Raw genomic sequence first — 19,144 nt, 5'->3', positions numbered from 1 at the left:
TATTGCATTCTGGCTAATTTGTGTTCATACTTTTTATAACTTTTTGCTCCATCAAATATTTCTGTTGTTGATAATGTGGCTAAATGATTTATTCCTAAGTCAACTCCGACAAACTCTTGTTTTTTAAGGGTTTGACTTGTTTCTACTTCTATTTTCCAGGAGATAAACCACTGATCAGCTTGTTTACTAATTGTGATTGATTTGGGTTTATATCCAAAAGGTAAAATCTCATAAGTTCTGATCCATCCAATTATAGGAACTCTTACCTTTTTATGGTCAATATGAATTGCACCATCTAAAGTAAAAGAATCATGTCTACCTTTTTTCTTGAATTTAGGAAACCCTTTAACTTTTTTGAAAAAAGATTTAAAGGCATCTGACAAATATCTTAATGCGTACTGAGGAGCGCATTTGGATACTTCATAATACCAAGGATGGGTAGATTTAACTGCTGCTACTAACCATTTATGTAAATCTATGGCTGTGGGAAATTTAATTTTGTCTTCAGGATTAAGTTGGTTATGTATGAGAACCTGTTGACATAATGCTAACCCTTGATTCCAAGCGTGTCTGGCTACTCCTGCGTGTTGTGCCAGTAGTAGACGTTGTTGCTTGTTTACCTTGAGTTCGGTCTTGAATCCTAGTAGCATGATTGTATTTTACAGCCAAATCCCGATCCAGTGACAATCGCTGATGACTTTGGCTGGGAGCATAAGTGCGTAATTGGTAGTAATTGTTAGCTTTTGAGCTACTGTTAATTAACCCTCCGGTACTGTGTTTGTCTTGTTCCCAGTTTGAGACTGGGAATGCCATTATAGAGCTTCTACCTCTATCTTCATTGAACGCAGAGCCTTCCATAATTGATTCCCATACAGAGTATGGGAAAGAGAATATCAATTCTTTAGTTTATCTAAAATCATTTTGAAGAGGTCAAAATACCTTTCTAAGATAGAGGTAGCGACTAAAAACCGCCATAGATAGACATAGCCTCACAGCAAATTGCCAGGAAGTAACCAAAATGGCTCAAGTATCAGCACCGTTAGATTTGTCCACAGATAAAGCTCTAGATCGTGATTGTACAACATTGTCCCGTCACGTCCTCCAACAACTTCAGAGTTTTGGACCCGATGCCCAAGACTTAAGTGCGTTAATGAATCGCATAGCTTTAGCTGGTAAACTCATTGCTCGCCGCTTTAGCCGTGCTGGGTTAATGGAGGACGTGCTTGGATTCACTGGAGAAGTGAACGTCCAGGGTGAGTCCGTGAAAAAAATGGATATTTACGCCAATGAAGTATTTATTTCCGTATTTAAGCAAAGCGGCTTAGTTTGTCGCCTAGCATCCGAGGAAATGGAAAAACCCTACTACATCCCCGAAAACTGCCCGATTGGACGCTACACTTTGTTATATGACCCCATTGATGGCTCATCTAACACAGATATTAACCTCAGCTTAGGTTCAATTTTTTCCATTCGCCAACAGGAAGGTGAAGACTTAGATGGTCAAGCTAGTGACCTACTAAGCAACGGACGTAAACAACTGGCAGCAGGATACATACTGTACGGACCGAGTACAATGCTGGTTTACAGTATAGGTAAGGGCGTGCATTTCTTTACCCTTGACCCCAGTTTAGGCGAATTTATTCTCACAGAAGAAAATGTGAAAATTCCTGATCACGGCGCAGTTTACAGCGTCAACGAAGGAAATTTCTGGCAGTGGGATGAACAATATAGAGAATATATTCGTTATGTTCATCGTACAGAAGGTTACACTGCCCGTTATAGTGGGGCGATGGTCAGTGATATTCACAGAACTTTAGTCCAAGGTGGTGTGTTTCTCTATCCAGGTACATTGCAAAAACCAGAAGGTAAATTACGCCTACTCTATGAATCTGCACCTTTGGCATTTTTGATGGAACAAGCGGGAGGTCGCGCTACCACAGGAACAGTAGATATTTTAGATGTAGTGCCGAAACAACTGCACCAACGCACACCTTTAATTATTGGCAGTAAAGAGGATGTAGCTAAAGTGGAGTCTTTTATTCAAAAAGGGCAATAGCCGAAATAGAGCAAAAGCATCTAGTATGGCCAGTAATCAAAGCTAAAAATTGGCACATTGGGATTGGAATGCAGGACTAGCGTTGTTTCGATAGTAGTGGGAGAAGTATTTCAGTTGGTTGAATTGGTCACCATCCACTGAGTAACTGCCTTCACTGCCCTCAAAAACATCGTTAATAGGAGTTAAAAAATAGCTATGGCAACCAATCATTTATTAGAGATTAAAAACCATGGTCAAAGCATCTGGATGGATAATTTGAGTCGTGACATTATTCAATCAGGGGAACTGCAAAACTTGGTCGAAAATCAAGGAATCTCTGGTATTACCTCAAATCCTGCCATTTTTGAAAAAGCAATTACTGGTAATGCCATTTATGATGCTGACATTGAAGCAGGAATTCGTGCGGGTTTACCCACATACAAAATTTATGAATCACTCGTTTTTGCAGATATCCGCAATGCTTGTGATATTTTGCGACCTGTTTATGATGCCACCAATGGACTCGATGGTTATGTGAGTATTGAAGTCCCACCAACCATTGCCCATGATACCCAAGCCACAATAGCTGAAGCCCGTCGCTATTTTCAAGAAATTGGGCGGGAAAATGTGATGATTAAAATTCCGGGAACTGAAGCTTGTTTACCAGCTGTAGAGGCGGTAATAGCTGAAGGAATTAACGTCAACATTACCCTGTTGTTTGCAGTCCAAAGTTACATTAATGCAGCTTGGGCATACATTCGCGGGTTAGAGAAACGGGTGAATGAAGGTAAAGACATCAGCAAAATTGCTTCTGTAGCCAGCTTTTTCTTGAGCCGGATTGATAGCAATGTGGATGGAAAGATTGATGCCAAGTTGCAGCTAGGCGTTGATGATATTAACCATGAAGCGAGACTTAGGGCTGTAAGAGGAAAAATTGCGATCGCTAATGCCAAAATCGCCTATCAAGAATATAAAAATATCATTGCCAGTGATAGGTGGCAAGCTTTAGCCGCAAAAGGGGCAAAAGTACAACGTCTGCTTTGGGCAAGTACCAGCACCAAAGACCCCAGCTACAGCGATGTCATGTATGTCAACGAATTGATTGGTGCTGACACAGTAAACACTCTACCACCAGCGACCATCAAAGCTTGCGCTGATCATTGTGATGTGAGCGATAGCCTAGAAACAGGAGTTGCAGAAGCTTCTAACCTCATGGAAAGCTTAAAAGATTCTGACATCAACATCAATATTGATGCAGTAATGTCAGAACTACTGGTAGAAGGTATTGACAAGTTTGTCCAACCCTTCCAGTCCCTAATGAACTCTTTAGAAGGGAAAGTCAAGCTATTGTCACCAGTATAGGGGATTGGGGACTGGGGACTAGGGACTGGGGACTGGGAAGCAAGGGAAGCAGGGGAAGCAGGGGAGGAAGAATAACCTAATTACCTTTTGCCTTTTGCCTTTTGCCTTTTGCCAATCACCAATCCCCAATCACCAATCCCCAATTACCAATCTAAAATCCAAAATCTAAAATCTAAAATCGTTATGGTCAGTTTGCTAGAAAATCCCTTGCGGGTTGGGTTACAACAACAGGGGATGGCCGAACCCCAAATTATTGTTATCTTTGGTGCGTCAGGAGATTTAACCTGGCGTAAACTCGTGCCTGCACTGTTCAAATTACGTCGAGAAAGACGCATTCCCCCAGAAACCACCATTGTCGGTGTAGCCCGTCGTGATTGGACTCATGATTACTTCCGTGAGCAAATGCAAAAAGGAATGCAAGAAGCTCATAGTAAGGTCGAACTCGGGGAACTCTGGCAAGACTTTTCTAAAGGTTTGTTCTACTGTTCCGGCGACATCGACAACCCCGAAAGCTACCAAAAACTGAAAAACCTCCTAGCCGAACTCGACCCGCAACGGGGAACACGGGGAAACCGGATGTTCTATCTTTCCGTTGCACCCAACTTTTTCCCCGAAGCTATTAAACAGCTAGGGTCAGCGGGAATGTTAGACGACCCTGACAAACACCGTCTAGTCATTGAAAAACCCTTTGGCCGCGACCTAGCCACAGCCCAAAGCCTCAACCAAGTAGTACAGAAGGTTTGTAAAGAAAACCAAGTCTACCGCATTGACCACTATTTAGGTAAAGAAACAGTACAAAACTTACTAGTCTTCCGTTTTGCCAATGCCATTTTTGAACCATTGTGGAATCGGCAATTTGTGGATCACGTACAAATCACCGTAGCCGAAACCGTAGGCGTAGAAGACCGGGCTGGATATTATGAAAGTGCCGGTGCATTGCGGGATATGCTGCAAAACCACCTCATGCAGCTATATTGCTTAACCGCAATGGAAGCACCCAACTCAATGGATGCTGACAGTATCCGTACAGAAAAAGTAAAAGTATTACAAGCCACTCGATTAGCAGATGTGAATAATCTCTCCCGTTCTGCAATTCGCGGGCAATATAGCGCCGGGTGGATGAAAGGACAACAAGTTCCAGGGTATCGAGAAGAACCCGGAGTCAATCCCAATTCCACCACACCCACCTACGTGGCAATGAAATTTATCGTTGATAACTGGCGTTGGCAAGGTGTACCTTTCTATCTGCGAACAGGCAAGCGGATGCCGAAAAAAGTGAGTGAAATTTCCATCCACTTCCGGGAAGTACCTTCCAGAATGTTCCCCTCCGCCGCCCTACAAGCAAACGCCAATATCTTGACATTGCGGATACAACCAAATGAAGGTATTTCCCTCCGCTTTGACGTGAAAATGCCTGGTGGTAACTTCCGCACTCGTTCCGTTGATATGGATTTTACTTATGGTTCCTTTGGCATCGAAGCCACATCCGATGCTTATGACCGCCTGTTCCTAGATTGTATGATGGGCGACCAAACATTATTCACACGGTCGGACGAAGTGGAAGCAGCTTGGCGCGTAGTCACACCCGCCCTTTCCGTTTGGGATTTACCCGCAGACCCTGCCACTGTTCCCGAATACGAAGCTGGTACATGGGAACCTGCAGAAGCAGAATTATTAATCAACCAAGACGGCCGCCGTTGGCGCAGACTCTAGAATTTGAGATTTGAGATTTGAGATTTTGGATTGGTGATTGGTAATTGATGATTAGGAATTGGTAGTTGAAAAAGAAATATTACCTACTAACTAAGACTCACTATTCAATCATTAATCTGAAATCTCAAAATCTAAACTCCAAAATCCAAAATCCAAAATCCAAAATCCAAAATTCACTATGGCTCCCCAAGCTTCTACAATTTATTCCCTACAAGCCCCCAAGGATGTTTCCCTAACTGATATTGAGAACGAACTCAATCAAATCTGGCAAAGTTACGGCATCCAAGGGGAAGACGGCGGTTTACCTGCTGCTACCCGTGCGACTACATTTACTTTAGTTGTTTACGAACCAGAAGAAACCCAGTATTTGTTAGCAGCTACTGGTTTTTATAACGGTCCGATTGATGGTATTTTGGGACCCCAAACCCAAGCCTCTCTACGGGAACTACAAAAACAACACGGACTGCCAGAAAGCGGTATTCCCACACCAGAAACTATCACTATCCTGCGGGAAGAATACTTCAAACTTCAGCATAGTGGAGCGGCTGGAGATAGTCACGGTGCAGCGATGGGCTATACTTTCAGTCCTACCAGTCCCACCATTGCTGATGAAATTGCCCTACGTAACCCTTGCCGCATCATCGCTTTATGCCCCATTGCCGGTGAAGATGAAGGTGTCAAGGCGCAAGTTTCGGCATACTGCCCGATTCAAAAGCAATCTTCCAGCACTTTGATTTGTTGTGAATACATCACTCTAACTGGTACTGCTGCGGCTTTGGAACGCATTGGCGGCATGATTCCGGCTTTGTTAATTGGTGGTTTGCCTAAGTTCCTGTGGTGGAAAGCTACACCAGATTCTAATAATCCTTTGTTCAAGCGATTGGCCGCAGTTTGTAATAATGTGATTGTTGATTCTTGTAATTTTAATTCTCCCGAAAGTGATTTATTGACTTTGCAAGATTTGGCAGAAACAGGTGTACCTTTGGCTGATTTAAATTGGCGGCGTTTGTCTGCATGGCAAGAGTTGACTGCTGAGGCTTATGACGCACCCCAACGTCGGGCAGCGTTAACAGAAATTGACCGTGTAACTATTGATTACGAAAAAGGCAACCCGTCCCAAGCTTTATTGTATTTAGGTTGGTTCGCGAGTCGGTTAGAATGGCAACCTGTTGCTTATAAAAAAGAATGCGGTGATTATGATATTACCAGCATTACTTTTGTATCTAAAGACCAAAGACAAATAGAAGCAGAGTTAGCAGGTGTTCCCGTTGCCGATGTGGGTGAAATTGTCGGTGATTTGATTGCTTTGCGTCTCAATTCTACTAATCCTCAAGCTAATTGCGGTACTCTGATTTGTACTGAAACTGGCGGTTGTATGCGGATGGAAACTCAAGGTGGCGCTCAATCTGCTGGTTTGTTCCAACAAGTAAGTTCTCTGGCTGAACAAAAACCGGAGGTGTTGTTAAGTCAGCAGGTACAACGTTGGGGACGTGAAGCTTTATTTGAGGAAAGTTTGGCAGTAATTACTAAAACTATTAAGTTGGGAAATGGGTAATTGATAACTCATTCGTGAACTACCTACAGTGTAAGCTTCTCGTCACTGTAGGCTTCCTGCTCAACAGAAAGCACAGTAGTAGATTTCTTGCGTCCTCTATTATTAGAGGCTTTCTGCTCTCTAGATCGTTGCTGTTGGCAGACGTGAGGCTTGTGTCAGTTCAAGCTAAAAGCGTAGAGATTGCCTGTATCAATTTCTCTGGTTCGATAGGTTTTGCAATATGCTGTTGAAAGCCTGCTTCTAGGGCTTGTTGCTGGTTTAACTCTCCGGCGTAGGCAGTGAGGGCGATCGCCGGAATCTGTCCACCCTGCTCTGGTGGCAAAGCTCTGACCTGTCGCATCAGCATATAGCCATCCATTTCCGGCATTCCAATGTCACTCAGTAGCACATCAGGTTGGGAACGCATTAAAGCTGTAAGTGCTTCAAGAGCGGAAGCAGCTGTAATCACCTTTGCCCCTGATCGTTGCAATAGAAACTCTATAAAGTCTCGTGTATCAGTATCATCATCTACTACTAAAACTTGGACACTATTTAAATCAAGAGATTGTGCCAATGATTGAGGATCTTGATTTACCATTGGCTGAGTAGGCATGACTGGAAGCCTAAGTATGAATGTGGCTCCCAAGCCTTCACCCTTGCTTTCTGCTTGAACTGTTCCACCATGCAATTCAACCAAGTGACGCACGATCGCTAATCCTAATCCTAGTCCACCAAACTTGCGGGTAGTTGCACTATCCGCTTGACGGAAGTAATCAAACACGTAGGGAAGGAAATCGGGAGAAATGCCTTTTCCGGTGTCGGTAATGGTGATTTGAGCTTGATTGTCAACCTGTTCTAATCGCACCTCAACCCGACCACCTGCGGGTGTAAATTTAACAGCATTGGAAAGGAGATTCCATACGACTTGCTGCAAGCGGGTTGAGTCACCCAAAACCTTTCCTGTTCTAGAATCAAGGGATACCTCTATCTGAATGGACTTGGCTTCTGCCGCCAGGCGCACAGTTTCAATTGCCGCTTTAATCGTTAATGCTAAATTAATCGGGCTGACTGTAAGACTGAGCTTACCTTGTAGAATCCGGGAAACATCCAGCAAATCTTCGATCAGTTCAGATTGCAGCTTTGCATTGCGCTCAATGGTTGCGAGAGCTTGCTTTGTCCTTGCCTCATCTAGCTTGGTGTTTTGCAGCAGTTGTGACCAGCCAAGGATGGGATTGAGGGGCGATCGCAACTCGTGAGACAGCACCGCTAAAAATTCATCCTTAATCCGGTTTGCAGCTTGGGCTTCTTCCCGTGATGCCTCTGCTGCCGACCTTGCTTGCTGTTCTGCTGCATACAACCGGGCATTTTCCATGGCGACTGAAGCCATTTGCGCTAACTGCACCAAGATGGCTTCATCTGCTTCAGTAAAATCACCCTCATATTTGTCTGAAAGCTGAATCAACCCCATGTTTTGTCCTTCTCTACCTAAAAGAGGAGCCGCCAGCCAGCCTCGCATGGGAGGATGGTTTTCTGCCTCTTTACCAAAGCCTCGCCAACGGGGATGTGCTTCCAGTTCGGCTTGAGTCATCCGCATTGGGTGATTCAGTTGACACACAAAGGCATAGATGCCAGACCCCTCTGGCTTTTGATTGTAATCCCGCCACTGAGCATACTTATCCGACAAGTGGAAGGCGGTAATTGCCTGTCCCCAATTCTGGTTAATTGTCATGCTGGTGACAGACTGATGAGCATCAATGATTGATGCTGCCTGATCCGTAATCACCTGCAATACTTGTTCAACAGAAAGGGCAGAATTATTGATTGCTAGTGCTGCTGTGGTCAATCCTTGCAATTGCTTGATGTAATGGCGTTCGCGGACAAGCACAAGTTCACGTTCGAGTTCGGCTTGTTTGCGCTCCGTAATATTACGGCTAACGGTTGCCAGACCAATCGGCTGGTCGTTCTCGTCTCTGATAAAAAAAACGTTGTAAATCATCCACACCGCTGTGCCAATCTGGAAATTACGGAAACGAATTTCTACTTCCGCCCGTCCCTGGCGCAAAACGCGCGGGAAAAATTCATTGACGATAAAATCTTGATCTTCAGGAAAGAAAAATTCCCTGACCGGAGTGTCGCGGTATTGCCGCACGTCATCTAATCCGACTATTTGCCTGCCGGCTTCATTGATATAAAACGGCACAAAATTCAGATCGCACATACTGATAAATTCCGTGCTGTTATCGGCAAGGGAAACAAACTTTTGAATTTCCAGTTCCGTTTGTTTGCGATCTTCAATGTCGATACATGAACCGATGTAGCCGAGGAAATCACCTTCTAATGTAAACCGGGGGACTCCTGTATCTACAATCCAATGGTAAGCCCCATCAAAGCGTCTCAAGCGATATTCCATCTGGAATGGTTGTCGAGCATCAAAGGCAGTGGCATAAGTATCTAAACAATGTTGGAGATCATTGGCATGGACTCCTTCTAGCCAACCATTGCCCATTTCTTGCTCCATCGTCCGTCCAGTAAAATTTAACCAGGGCTGATTAAAGTAATGACAGAGTTTATCGGTTCCAGACATCCAGATCAGAACAGGAGCGGTATCTGCCATCTGGCGGAAGCGGGCTTCACTTTCGCGTAGTTCAGCTTCTATATGCTTGCGCTCAGTAATATCAACACCAATAACCGTCAGTCCATCGGGGGAAGGATAAACTCGGTGTTCATACCAACCGTTCCAGGTGGTGTAAAAATACTCAAACTGGACGAGCGTTTGTTCATTAAAGGCGCGTTGGAATTGAATATAAATCTCAGTGCCAACGGTATCTGGAAATAAGTCCCAAATGCTGTGATGAAGAATCTGCTCGCGCTCCATTTTCATGATCTGGCACAGGCGATCATTGGCATAGGTGAAACACCAGTTGCGATCAAGGACATAAAACCCATCATTAATGCTCGACAAGATAGTTTCGATTTTCTGCTTTGCTGTTTCTGCTTCTAGGCGCAAGATTTGCTCTCGTTGCATAGCATCTTGTCGCAGTTGCGTCAGCTTCAAAGTTGCTTCGACTCGCGCTAACAATTCACGGGCAGAAAACGGCTTGATCAGATAATCGTCGGCTCCAGCTTCTAATCCTTCAACTTTTGCTTCTTCTCCGGCTCTGGCAGAAAGCAAAATGATGGGAATTTCGCGAGTGCGATCGTCACTCCGCAACGCATTGAGCAGACCAAAGCCATCCAGACGCGGCATCATCACATCCGTTAGCACTAGATCCGGCAGATGATCAGCGATAGCCTCTAATGCCGCTATGCCATCAGTGGCAGTTTCTACCACATAATGGCTACTCAGCAATCGCTTTACATACTCCCGCATATCGGCGTTGTCATCAACTAGGAGAAGGCGTGTAGAACTGGGCAGAGGGGTAGAGAGGCTGAGGGGCAGAGGATAGGACTTCCCCTCTGCTCCCCTGCTCCCTTGCTCCCCTACCTCTTCCGGTAGCCAGCGTAAGGCTTCCTCGACATAAGGAGCCGCGCCCAATGCAGTGGAAACTTGGGTTCGTGTGGCCTGAATTCGATTGGAGGGTAAATGAGCCGTTCCGGTGGGAATGGTGATGGTGAAAGTCGTGCCTTTGCCTTCAATACTTTCAACCTGTACCTGACCGCCATGCAGCCGCACCAACTCCTGCACTAACGCTAGTCCAATGCCAGAGCCTTCTTGGGTTCTTCCCCGCGCTCCCTCGACTTGGTGAAACCGCTCAAACAATTGGGGCAATTCTGCTTGAGGAATGCCAATTCCTGTATCCTGGACTGTCAATTCAACCTGGTGCTGTACTTGCCGTAGGGTGAGTGCGATCGCTCCCGAAAAAGTAAACTTAAACGCATTCGAGAGCAGGTTGAAGATAATCTTTTCCCACATCTGGCGATCAACATAGACGGGTTCTGCGAGTTGCTCACAGATGACATTCAACTGTAAGCCTGCCTGCTCAATTGCCGAACGAAAAACGCTGGCTAATTCGGCGGTGAAGGTGGCTAAGTCCGTGGGTGCATAAACCGCCTGTACCCGTCCTGCTTCTAGACGAGAAAAATCTAATAGCGTATTTACTAACTTTAATAGGCGTAAGCTATTGCGATGCATTAAAACAAGCTGCTGCCGTTGCACTTCTGGCAGTTCGTCCCCTGCTAATAGCTCCTCTAAGGGACTCAACATTAGAGTTAACGGAGTCCGAAATTCGTGGGAGACATTGCTAAAGAAGGTAGTTTTGGCGTGATCGAGTTCGGCTAAAGCTTCGGCGCGTTTGCGTTCTTCCTCATACGCCTGAGCATTGGCAATGCTGGCAGCAATTTGAGCCGAAACGAGGTTCAGGAATCCTTGGTAGTTATCATCGAACAGCCGGAATGGATTTAAAGCCGCCACTAATACACCCGCTTTACCCGTTGGACCCGATGGCGGGATCGGCACAACAGCAGCTTGATAGGGTGAGCGATTCCAAGCGCCGGTTGGCAGATCCGGAAATTGCAATTCTAAATCATAAATCAGATAGGTTTGATGGGTTGTCAACACGTCTGCAAAGTGCCAGAGCGAATCATCTTCGAGCGCCACAGTTTCAGGAACAGCCAAATGGCCTCGCTCAATTCCGCAGGTTCCCGCTAAAACCATGCACTGTTGCTCAGGATCAACCAAATAAATCATCGCAAAGGGCAGATCGTAGGGGTTGCTTGCTAGACAGCTGGTGCTAAGAGTGCAGGCTTGATCAAATGTTCGAGCGTCTGCTGTTTTCGCTGCCAGTTCCTTTAACAATGCCAACTGCCGCTCCCCAATGATGCGAGACGTATCCTCGGTATTAGCACAGATAATCCCGCCGGTGCTGCCGTCATCATTGGGAACAGGGCTATAGGAAAAGGTATAGTAGGTTTCCTCTGGGTAGCCATTGCGCTCCATAATCAGCAGCAAGGCTTCATCGTAAGTACCCTGATTTTCGAGTAGTGCCGTTTCTGCGCGAGGACCCACTTGATCCCAAATTTCTTGCCAGATAACGGCAGCAGTTTGACCGAGTGCCTCTGGATGTTTGCCACCGAGAATGGCTCTGTAAGCATCGTTGTAGAGGTTGATCAGGTTGTTACCCCACCAAACAAACATGGGTTGGCGAGAGGTTAACATAATTCGCACGGCTGTTTTCAAGCTCTGTGACCAGGTTTCAACCGCACCGAGTGACGTTTGCGACCAGTCTTGCGATCGCATGAGTGCCGCCATCTCACTGTCGCCGATAAAGATATTTTCAGAGATATTAGTATGCTTCATCTCATGGGTAACAGTTACAGCCGCCGAATCAAGGTGCTGTGCATCGGTTGATCCAGAGCTATCGTCTTTTTAGTAGCATCCATTATGAGGATGCTGATATGGAGTAGAATGCCACATCGCATCTGCCGCACATATATTTTGCTATTAGCTTGGATTTTTAGGTTTCAACTCTGGGGTTTTCAGCCTATTTTCTTATAACTTATTTCTGCTTTATGCGACAACTAATATTCTAAAATGTGTATTAATGTTCATTAATCCTGATTTTTTCCACCTTATTAGTAGCGCCTTGCTCCCATTATCACCCAGATTTTTCACTATTGGTAACAAAGTAAGTAAATATAGTGATCCGATTTGATTTATGTCCGCGTAGCGTGGCGTTAGCCATATTTTTCGTAGAGGCAGGGAACAGGGAACAGGGAACAGGTAAGAAGATTTTCCGTGTGTACTGAGTCTTGTTCAATAATCAAATAGGAGTCCTACTATATGACATCGGAAGAATTTGATACCCTGTTGTATAAATAACCATATCCCCGACTGCTTAGAGAAATTGGGGATGTGGGTATTACGTTTTTCGTAGGGGTTTAGCAATGCTAAACCCTTAAAACCTGCCAAACTAAACTTTTGCTTCCAAAGACTTGAGTAACTCAGTATTGACACCAGATTCACGAGTGAGAGAAATTTTACCAGTGCGGGCGATTTCCCTCAAGCCAAATTTTTGTAGCACTTGGACGATCGCTACCATCTTACCCGGATCTCCAACAACTTCTAACGTCAGGGAATCTTCCGCCACATCTACAACCCGCGCCCGGAAAATTTGAGATATTTCGATCACTTCTGAACGATTGCTGCTAGTAGCATTGACTTTCAAAAGCATCAATTCCCTCTCTACACAAGGAATTTCCGTAATATCCTGTACTTTGAGGACATTAACTAATTTATATAATTGCTTGGTGAGTTGTTCAATCACGCGATCGTCACCAGGTACAACCATCGTAATTCGGGAAACTCCTCCCTGTTCAGCAGGACCAACAGCAAGGCTTTCAATATTAAAGCCACGACGAGCAAATAAACTGGAAATGCGGGACAGAACCCCCGCTTCATCTTCTACAAGAACGGAAAGAGTATGTTTCATCTTCGCCAAAACAGTTGATGATAGCAGCATCAATATTTAGTTAAATTTGGAAAATTCACAAAAAACCATCAGCATAACCACCCTTTCTATGCACAGGTTCTAGATTGAATTTTCGATCTAATCTTCTATTCTAATGCACTCATTACATCCTGGGATAGAAGTTTGGCATAAATCACACCATCCGATCCAAAAAAGCTAACTAATGCTAACAAGAGCCAGCTTTTTCTTCCTGCTTCACCCTAGAAGTGTCGGCACTATCTAGTCCACAGGCTAACACGATCAATCTGACCGCTTCTTTTTTTAAGTTAATCGCAGCGTTTAAATCTCTGTCACACTCAAAACCACAGCTAATGGCTTACGCCATGCTGCGCGAACACATTTAAACACTCTTTGAGGGAGGGGACGAAAGGTGGCTTATGGTAAATATCCTTTCAGCGATAGATGTTACTTTTCCTTCCAGCGTCTAATATTAAAATACTGATACTTTAGAAACCTTTAACTAGGAGGAAATTGTTTATGGGTTGGTTAAAAAGACTGTTTGGAATGGAAAAACCGGAAAATGCACAAGTAAATCCAACTCCTCAAGTAGTACAACAAGCAGCAGCTACTGCTACTCAAACAATCCCTCCCGAACGTCTGGGATTAAACGGAGAATATGACCAAAGCGGTTTAGCCAAACGGGTGACATTGGCGTTTGATGAAGATGCCCAGCTTGATGATGTTGATACCCTCTGGGTTGCTCAGACAGGTAGCACTGTGGTACTAAAAGGCAAAGTTCCCAGTCAGAATATTCTCAACAAGATGATTTCTGTGGCAGGTTCTGTACATGGAGCTACATCTGTTGACACCAATCAAGTTACGGTTGGGTAATGGGTAATGGGTAATGGGTAATTGGGTATTCTTCCCAGTCACAAGTTCCCAGTCCCCAGTCCCCAGTTACCTATTTTGCTTAATCCAATCCAAAATTACCTGGTTCAAGAGTTCTGGGCATTCATCATGGGGACAGTGACCCACGTCTTCGAGATAGAGGATTTCTAATTTTTCGTTACACCGAGCAAATTGACCAGCTAAGAGTGGGGGAACAAATCGATCTTTTTGTCCCCAAATTAACAGCATGGGAATTGTTAAGCTTGGCAATATTTTCTTGACACTAGGACTAAAATTTGCATCGATTGCAGCTTTGCAGAGGGCAATAAAAGCACGGGTAGAGCCTCTGTCTTGAGGAGGTCCTGCTAAAATGTCGATGAGTTCGTCTGTGATAGCTTCGGGGTTAGCATAAGCAAGACTAGCCCAGCTTCGTAGTAAACTTGGTTTCCGTACTAGCTTAAAAAGAGGTTTGAGGAGTAAAGGCGAAGCAACAATATTTTTAATCCCTCTGACTACTGGATGTAAAAAAGTAGGGAGGGCTTCTAGCTCCAAGGTTGGATCAGGCAAACTCATCATCACTATACCCTGCACCATATCAGGATGGGCAGCAGCAGCTACTAAGGTGATTAAAGAACCGATGGAATTACCTACTAATATGACTGGTTGACGGATAAATTCCTGCCAAAATTTATAAACCTGTTCTACCCAGAGTTCGACGCTATAGTTAGCTGTGGCTTTTTCGGAAGCGCCAAAACCTAGCATATCTAAGGCGTAAACTGTATGATATTTGCCCAAAACCTCTAAGTTGTGTCGCCAATGACCAATGGAAGCACCAAAGCCATGTAGCAAGATTAAAGGTGTTGTATTTTGGTAATTGTGACTAGGACGGATGTAGGTATAGCGGATTTGCCAACCTCTCCAAAGCCAATCTCTTTGATTACCTACTCGCTGCTGCCAAGATAACCCAGTTACCACATCTGCCTCCACTTGAATCCATTGGAAACACTAATCTACTTGCCACTTATCTAGTTTAGGCTGGTAATTGGTGATTGGTAATGGGAATAGAGAGTTAACTAAGTTATAATTGTAATAATAATTAACTTTAGCCAAATTTGTGTAATTTACATTAACTATTGTAGGGAAATCAGAACAAAGTGAGTAGAATTGACAAATACAACAGAGTAACCAACTATTGCATAGATTAGTTACCCTAAATATATGGACTCATTTCTGAGTTTTGAGTCATTTCCGTATTTTGCCTTCTGTGGGCATACCAAACAAAACTAAGTAAACTAAGACCAAGCCAAATCCTTAACTAAAGAGCTCCCAAAAATCATAATGCCTGTGATTGAGAAAAAAAGAACCCGCGATCTGCCCCAAATTAACGAACGGATTCGCTTCCCGAAAATTCGGGTCATTGACAATGATGGTGCCCAACTGGGAATTATGCCACCGCATGAAGCACTACAACTAGCAGAAGAAAAAGAGCTAGACCTGGTGCTACTCAGTGACAAAGCTGACCCGCCGGTATGTCGAATCATGGACTACGGGAAATATAAGTTTGAGCAGGAAAAAAAGGCGCGGGAAGCCCGTAAGAAGCAGCACACGGCTGACGTGAAGGAAGTGAAGATGCGCTACAAGATAGAAGAACACGACTATAATGTACGCGTCAAGCAAGCAGAACGCTTCCTCAAAGATGGTGATAAAGTCAAAGCTACTGTGATGTTCCGGGGTCGAGAAATCCAGCATAGTGACTTAGCAGAGACTTTACTAAAGCGTATGGCTACAGACTTAGAACCGTTTGGTGAGGTACAGCAAGCACCCAAGAAAGAAGGGCGAAATATGATGATGTTAATCTCACCTAAGAAGTAAGCTAGAGAGGGGATAGAGGGGATTAATAGTTCTAAAAGATACTAAGATGGGAAACATGGGAAACATGAGGAAAATCAGGTAAGTTAAACCAGTCCCCAATCCCCAATCCCCAATCCCCAGTCCTCTGAGTGTAAATTTATTTCAAAATGATAGTCCTGACTTCTGAGTGGGAAAGATAATACTCAGATGCTCAGGACTTTTGCCATTCAGTAACTGTTATCCTAATTACTTAGCTGTTGCGTTGTGATTACCTGTTTCACACCCCAGAAAAAACTGCATGGAATTGAAAAATCAATGGTTGACTAGTGATAGAGGCGCTCTGGCACGACTGCTTAAGTGGGTAAATCTCCGGCCAGAGGAGTTTGAACGCACTTGGATGATGTTTGCCTTCTACACAATTGTATCTGTAGGATTGCGGTGGGCAGAGGATAGCACTGTAGCACTGTTTTTGGATAAATATGGTGCCGGACAACTACCCTGGATTTATATTGCCAGTGCAGTCACAGGTGCTGGGCTGGTGGTTTTATATTCTTGGTTACAAAAGGTTTTTCCCTTGCGTGCGGTGATAGTAGCGATCGCACCGGGCATGGTGATGCCATTATTTCTCTTAGTATTTTTGTATGGGGGTATAAATATTCCCTACCTGGCAGTAATTATCATTTTTCTGCTCAGGTTATGGGTAGATGCCTGTTATGTAGTCAATGACCTCAACACATCTATTGTTGCTAATCAACTATTTAACATTCGTGAGATTAAACGCACTTACCCATTGGTTAGTAGTGGCATATTAGTAGCCGATGTAATTAGTGGCTTTAGTTTACCGCTTTTACTTAAATTCGCTAATCTCAATCAAGTCATTCTCATCGCTTGTATTGTCATTTTATTAGGCTCAGGAATTTTATTTTATTTAACTTATAAATATCCCACGGCTTTCCCCCATACCCCACAGAGGGAAATTACCGAAGAACAGGCTTCCCGACATCGCCGCCTAGAAACTCCGCTAAAACGCTATGTTTGGCAGTTATTTGCTTTTTTTGCCCTGTTGCAAGTCATAGGCTTGTTAATAGATTTCCAGTATTTGCGCGAACTCAATTCCAGTTTAGGCGAACAACAACTGGCCAGCTTTTTAGGTGTATTTGGTGGCATTGTGGGCTTGTGTGAATTAACTACCCAGTGGTTTATTTCCAGCCGACTGATTGAAAGGGTGGGGGTGTTTTTCGCAGCAGCACTTTTACCAATTACCGTCGGTTTTTTATTACCTGGGATGATCTCGCTTCTGAACTTATTTCCGGCTATTGAAGAACCGGGATTTTTCTGGGGTTTAATTAGTCTCAAATTCTGCGATGAACTGCTACGCTATACCTTTGTCATTAGTAGTGGTCCTGCACTTTACCAACCGATTCCTGAGCGTATTCGCAGCCGGATGCAGGCTTTATCCAGTGGTACAGCGGAAGCGATCGCCTCTGGTTTTACGGGATTTGTAATTTTTGGCACTATATTTATCAGCAACAGATTTGTCCCGATAGCACTACAAAAGTGGGTATTAATCGGCGAAACAGTAATTGTCGCGGCCACGTGTTTAAAAGTCGTCTGGGAATTGCGATCGCGCTATGTTGATGTATTAGTTTTAAGTGCGGAACGGGGGGGATTGAGTACAACTACTGTCGGTCTACGCGCCTTCAAACAGGGAATAGTCAAAGCTTTAGTAGAAACAGGCAGTACCACTGATAAACGCTCTTGCTTGGAACTTTTAGCCCAAATCGATCTTCCCGGAGCAGGAGAAGTTTTAGCACCCTTGCTAATTAAGTTACCTTCAGATTTGCAAAAGTCCAGCCTAGAATTAATGCTCATGGCAGGTGTAAATCCTCTCTATGTGCCTGAAGTTCGGCGCTTGCTAGACCAACCGCAAGCCACCCTTGACCCAGAAGTATTTGCTCTAGCTATGCGTTACGTATGGCTGGCGGAGGAAAATCTCAATTTAAGCCTCTTAGAAGAATACCTAGAACCAGCACACCATTCACTGATCCGCGCCACCGCAGCCGCCTTGCTGTTGCGTCAAGGTACACCTATACAACAGGCAGCAGCTACCAAAACTATGCGGCGGATGCTCACCCATAAACAAGAACGAGAACGGGTAAACGGAGTCAGGGCGCTTAGAGAAGTGGTTTATTTACAGGCTTTGCGAGTTCACATCCCCAACTTATTACAGGATGACTCATTGCGAGTACGCTGTGCTGTCTTAGAAATGATTACTGCTACCCGGTTAGAAGAATACTATCCGACACTGCTGGCAGCACTCTACTATAAATCTACTCGGAATACAGCCATGCAGTGCTTAGTGAGTCTGGAAAATGAAGCCATCCCCATGTTGTTGAAGCTGGCTACGAATGTTTATAAACCAGACGTAGTGCGAATGTATGCTTGGCGTACTATTGCTCAAATCAGCACCATAGAAGCGAGAGAAACTTTATGGCTAAATTTGGAAACATCCAGGGGTAATACCAGAGACTATATCCTCCGCAGCTTGCTGAAAATTCAACAACAACCAGGAAAAATCAGTGTCGTGGATCGGCTATATGAAAGTCGGGTAGAAGCTTTAATTGAGCAAGAATTACGATTTCTGGGAGAGATTTATGCAGCCTACATAGACTTCCAAAATCTGGAGTCTTTAGAAAATTATCAAGGAAACGAAAGGCTTGTAACTATTGCTCAGTTGCTACAACGCTCACTTCTAGAATTAGCTTTGGATGTTAGAGATAGGTTATTGCTGTTATTGAAACTGCTTTACCCAGCAGAAAAGATGCAAGCCGCAGCTTTCAATCTCCAATCTCAGTCTTTAGTCAATTTAGCACGGGGGTTAGAAATCTTAGACCACACTGTAAATTTACCCTGTAAGTCTCTATTGCTGAACATTTTAGATCGACGACCAGAAGAAGAAAAGCTCAAGTATCTTGTCGATGCTGGATTTTGGGAATATGAAAATATTTCCATCAATGAGCGTCTCCGTAAGCTCATAGACCAGGGATATTTGCTCTCTGACTGGTGTTTAGCTTGCTGTTTGCATTTTGCTCAAGCTGCTTATGTTCGACTGACAACTACGGAGATTCTGACGAATTTGCGCCATCCTACAGGCTTTGTCAGAGAAGCAGTAATTTCATACTTGAGTGCAGTTTCCCAGCGAGTGCTGCAAGAAATTCTCCCAGATTTGCAAACAGATCCGCATCCACTTGTAGCGGCTCAAGTGAAGGAGTTGATGGAAAAATATCATCAATCGCCCAATTAATAGAGTATTTAGTTTAAATAACAAAAATATAGTCATATATAGTCAAATCT

General features: G+C 44.2%; 11 protein-coding genes. 7 read left to right on the top strand and 4 right to left on the bottom strand.

Annotated elements, in window-relative coordinates:
- Window positions 1–650, bottom strand: a 650-nt coding sequence (locus tag H6G06_RS27630; protein WP_190564409.1) for an RNA-guided endonuclease InsQ/TnpB family protein, incomplete at its 3' end; no start/stop codon positions are given.
- 368 nt (window positions 651–1,018) lie between these two features.
- Here H6G06_RS27630 and fbp point away from each other — a divergent pair.
- The 4 genes from fbp (at window position 1,019) to opcA (ending at window position 6,665) form a co-directional block, all read left to right on the top strand.
- Entirely contained in the window at window positions 1,019–2,056 is a 1,038-nt protein-coding gene (fbp, locus tag H6G06_RS23115; protein WP_190564408.1) for a class 1 fructose-bisphosphatase, read from the top strand.
- A 195-nt stretch (window positions 2,057–2,251) separates the two neighbouring features.
- Entirely contained in the window at window positions 2,252–3,397 is a 1,146-nt protein-coding gene (gene tal / locus H6G06_RS23110; RefSeq protein ID WP_190564407.1) for a transaldolase, read from the top strand.
- A 183-nt stretch (window positions 3,398–3,580) separates the two neighbouring features.
- Window positions 3,581–5,110 (top strand): glucose-6-phosphate dehydrogenase, encoded by a 1,530-nt coding sequence (zwf, locus tag H6G06_RS23105; protein WP_190564406.1) that lies wholly within the window; start codon window positions 3,581–3,583, stop codon window positions 5,108–5,110.
- Window positions 5,111–5,288: 178 nt separating this feature from the next.
- The gene (opcA, locus tag H6G06_RS23100; RefSeq protein WP_190564405.1) at window positions 5,289–6,665 is read left to right on the top strand and encodes a glucose-6-phosphate dehydrogenase assembly protein OpcA; all 1,377 of its coding nucleotides are present in this window, start codon (window positions 5,289–5,291) and stop codon (window positions 6,663–6,665) included.
- 160 nt (window positions 6,666–6,825) lie between these two features.
- Here the strand turns inward: opcA and H6G06_RS23095 are convergent, their stop codons facing one another.
- Together H6G06_RS23095 and ilvN are read right to left on the bottom strand one after the other, a co-directional pair.
- A complete protein-coding gene (locus H6G06_RS23095) occupies window positions 6,826–11,940 on the bottom strand; it encodes an ATP-binding protein (protein ID WP_190564404.1) in 5,115 nt (1,704 codons plus the stop codon).
- 613 nt (window positions 11,941–12,553) lie between these two features.
- Window positions 12,554–13,072: an acetolactate synthase small subunit gene (ilvN, locus tag H6G06_RS23090; RefSeq protein ID WP_190564412.1), complete on the bottom strand. Its 519-nt coding sequence runs from the start codon at window positions 13,070–13,072 to the stop codon at window positions 12,554–12,556.
- A 516-nt stretch (window positions 13,073–13,588) separates the two neighbouring features.
- On the opposite strand from ilvN, the gene H6G06_RS23085 reads away from it, so the two are divergent.
- On the top strand, window positions 13,589–13,942 hold the full coding sequence (locus H6G06_RS23085) for a BON domain-containing protein (RefSeq protein ID WP_190564403.1): 354 nt from the start codon (window positions 13,589–13,591) through the stop codon (window positions 13,940–13,942).
- A 66-nt stretch (window positions 13,943–14,008) separates the two neighbouring features.
- On the opposite strand, the gene H6G06_RS23080 is transcribed toward H6G06_RS23085, so the two are convergent.
- Window positions 14,009–14,914 (bottom strand): alpha/beta fold hydrolase, encoded by a 906-nt coding sequence (locus H6G06_RS23080; protein WP_190564402.1) that lies wholly within the window; start codon window positions 14,912–14,914, stop codon window positions 14,009–14,011.
- Window positions 14,915–15,277: 363 nt separating this feature from the next.
- Here H6G06_RS23080 and infC point away from each other — a divergent pair, with 363 nt between their 5' ends.
- Together infC and H6G06_RS23070 are read left to right on the top strand one after the other, a co-directional pair.
- Window positions 15,278–15,811, top strand: a complete 534-nt coding sequence (infC, locus tag H6G06_RS23075) for a translation initiation factor IF-3 (RefSeq protein WP_190564401.1) — start codon at window positions 15,278–15,280, stop codon at window positions 15,809–15,811.
- A 277-nt stretch (window positions 15,812–16,088) separates the two neighbouring features.
- Window positions 16,089–19,094 (top strand): MFS transporter, encoded by a 3,006-nt coding sequence (locus H6G06_RS23070; RefSeq protein WP_190564400.1) that lies wholly within the window; start codon window positions 16,089–16,091, stop codon window positions 19,092–19,094.
- Window positions 19,095–19,144 lie beyond the last annotated feature (50 nt).

The sequence above is a fragment of the Anabaena sphaerica FACHB-251 genome (assembly GCF_014696825.1).
GTDB lineage: Bacteria > Cyanobacteriota > Cyanobacteriia > Cyanobacteriales > Nostocaceae > RDYJ01.
The sequence above is the reverse complement of the archived record's forward strand: the minus strand, read 5'-3'. Positions and strand labels throughout refer to the sequence as shown.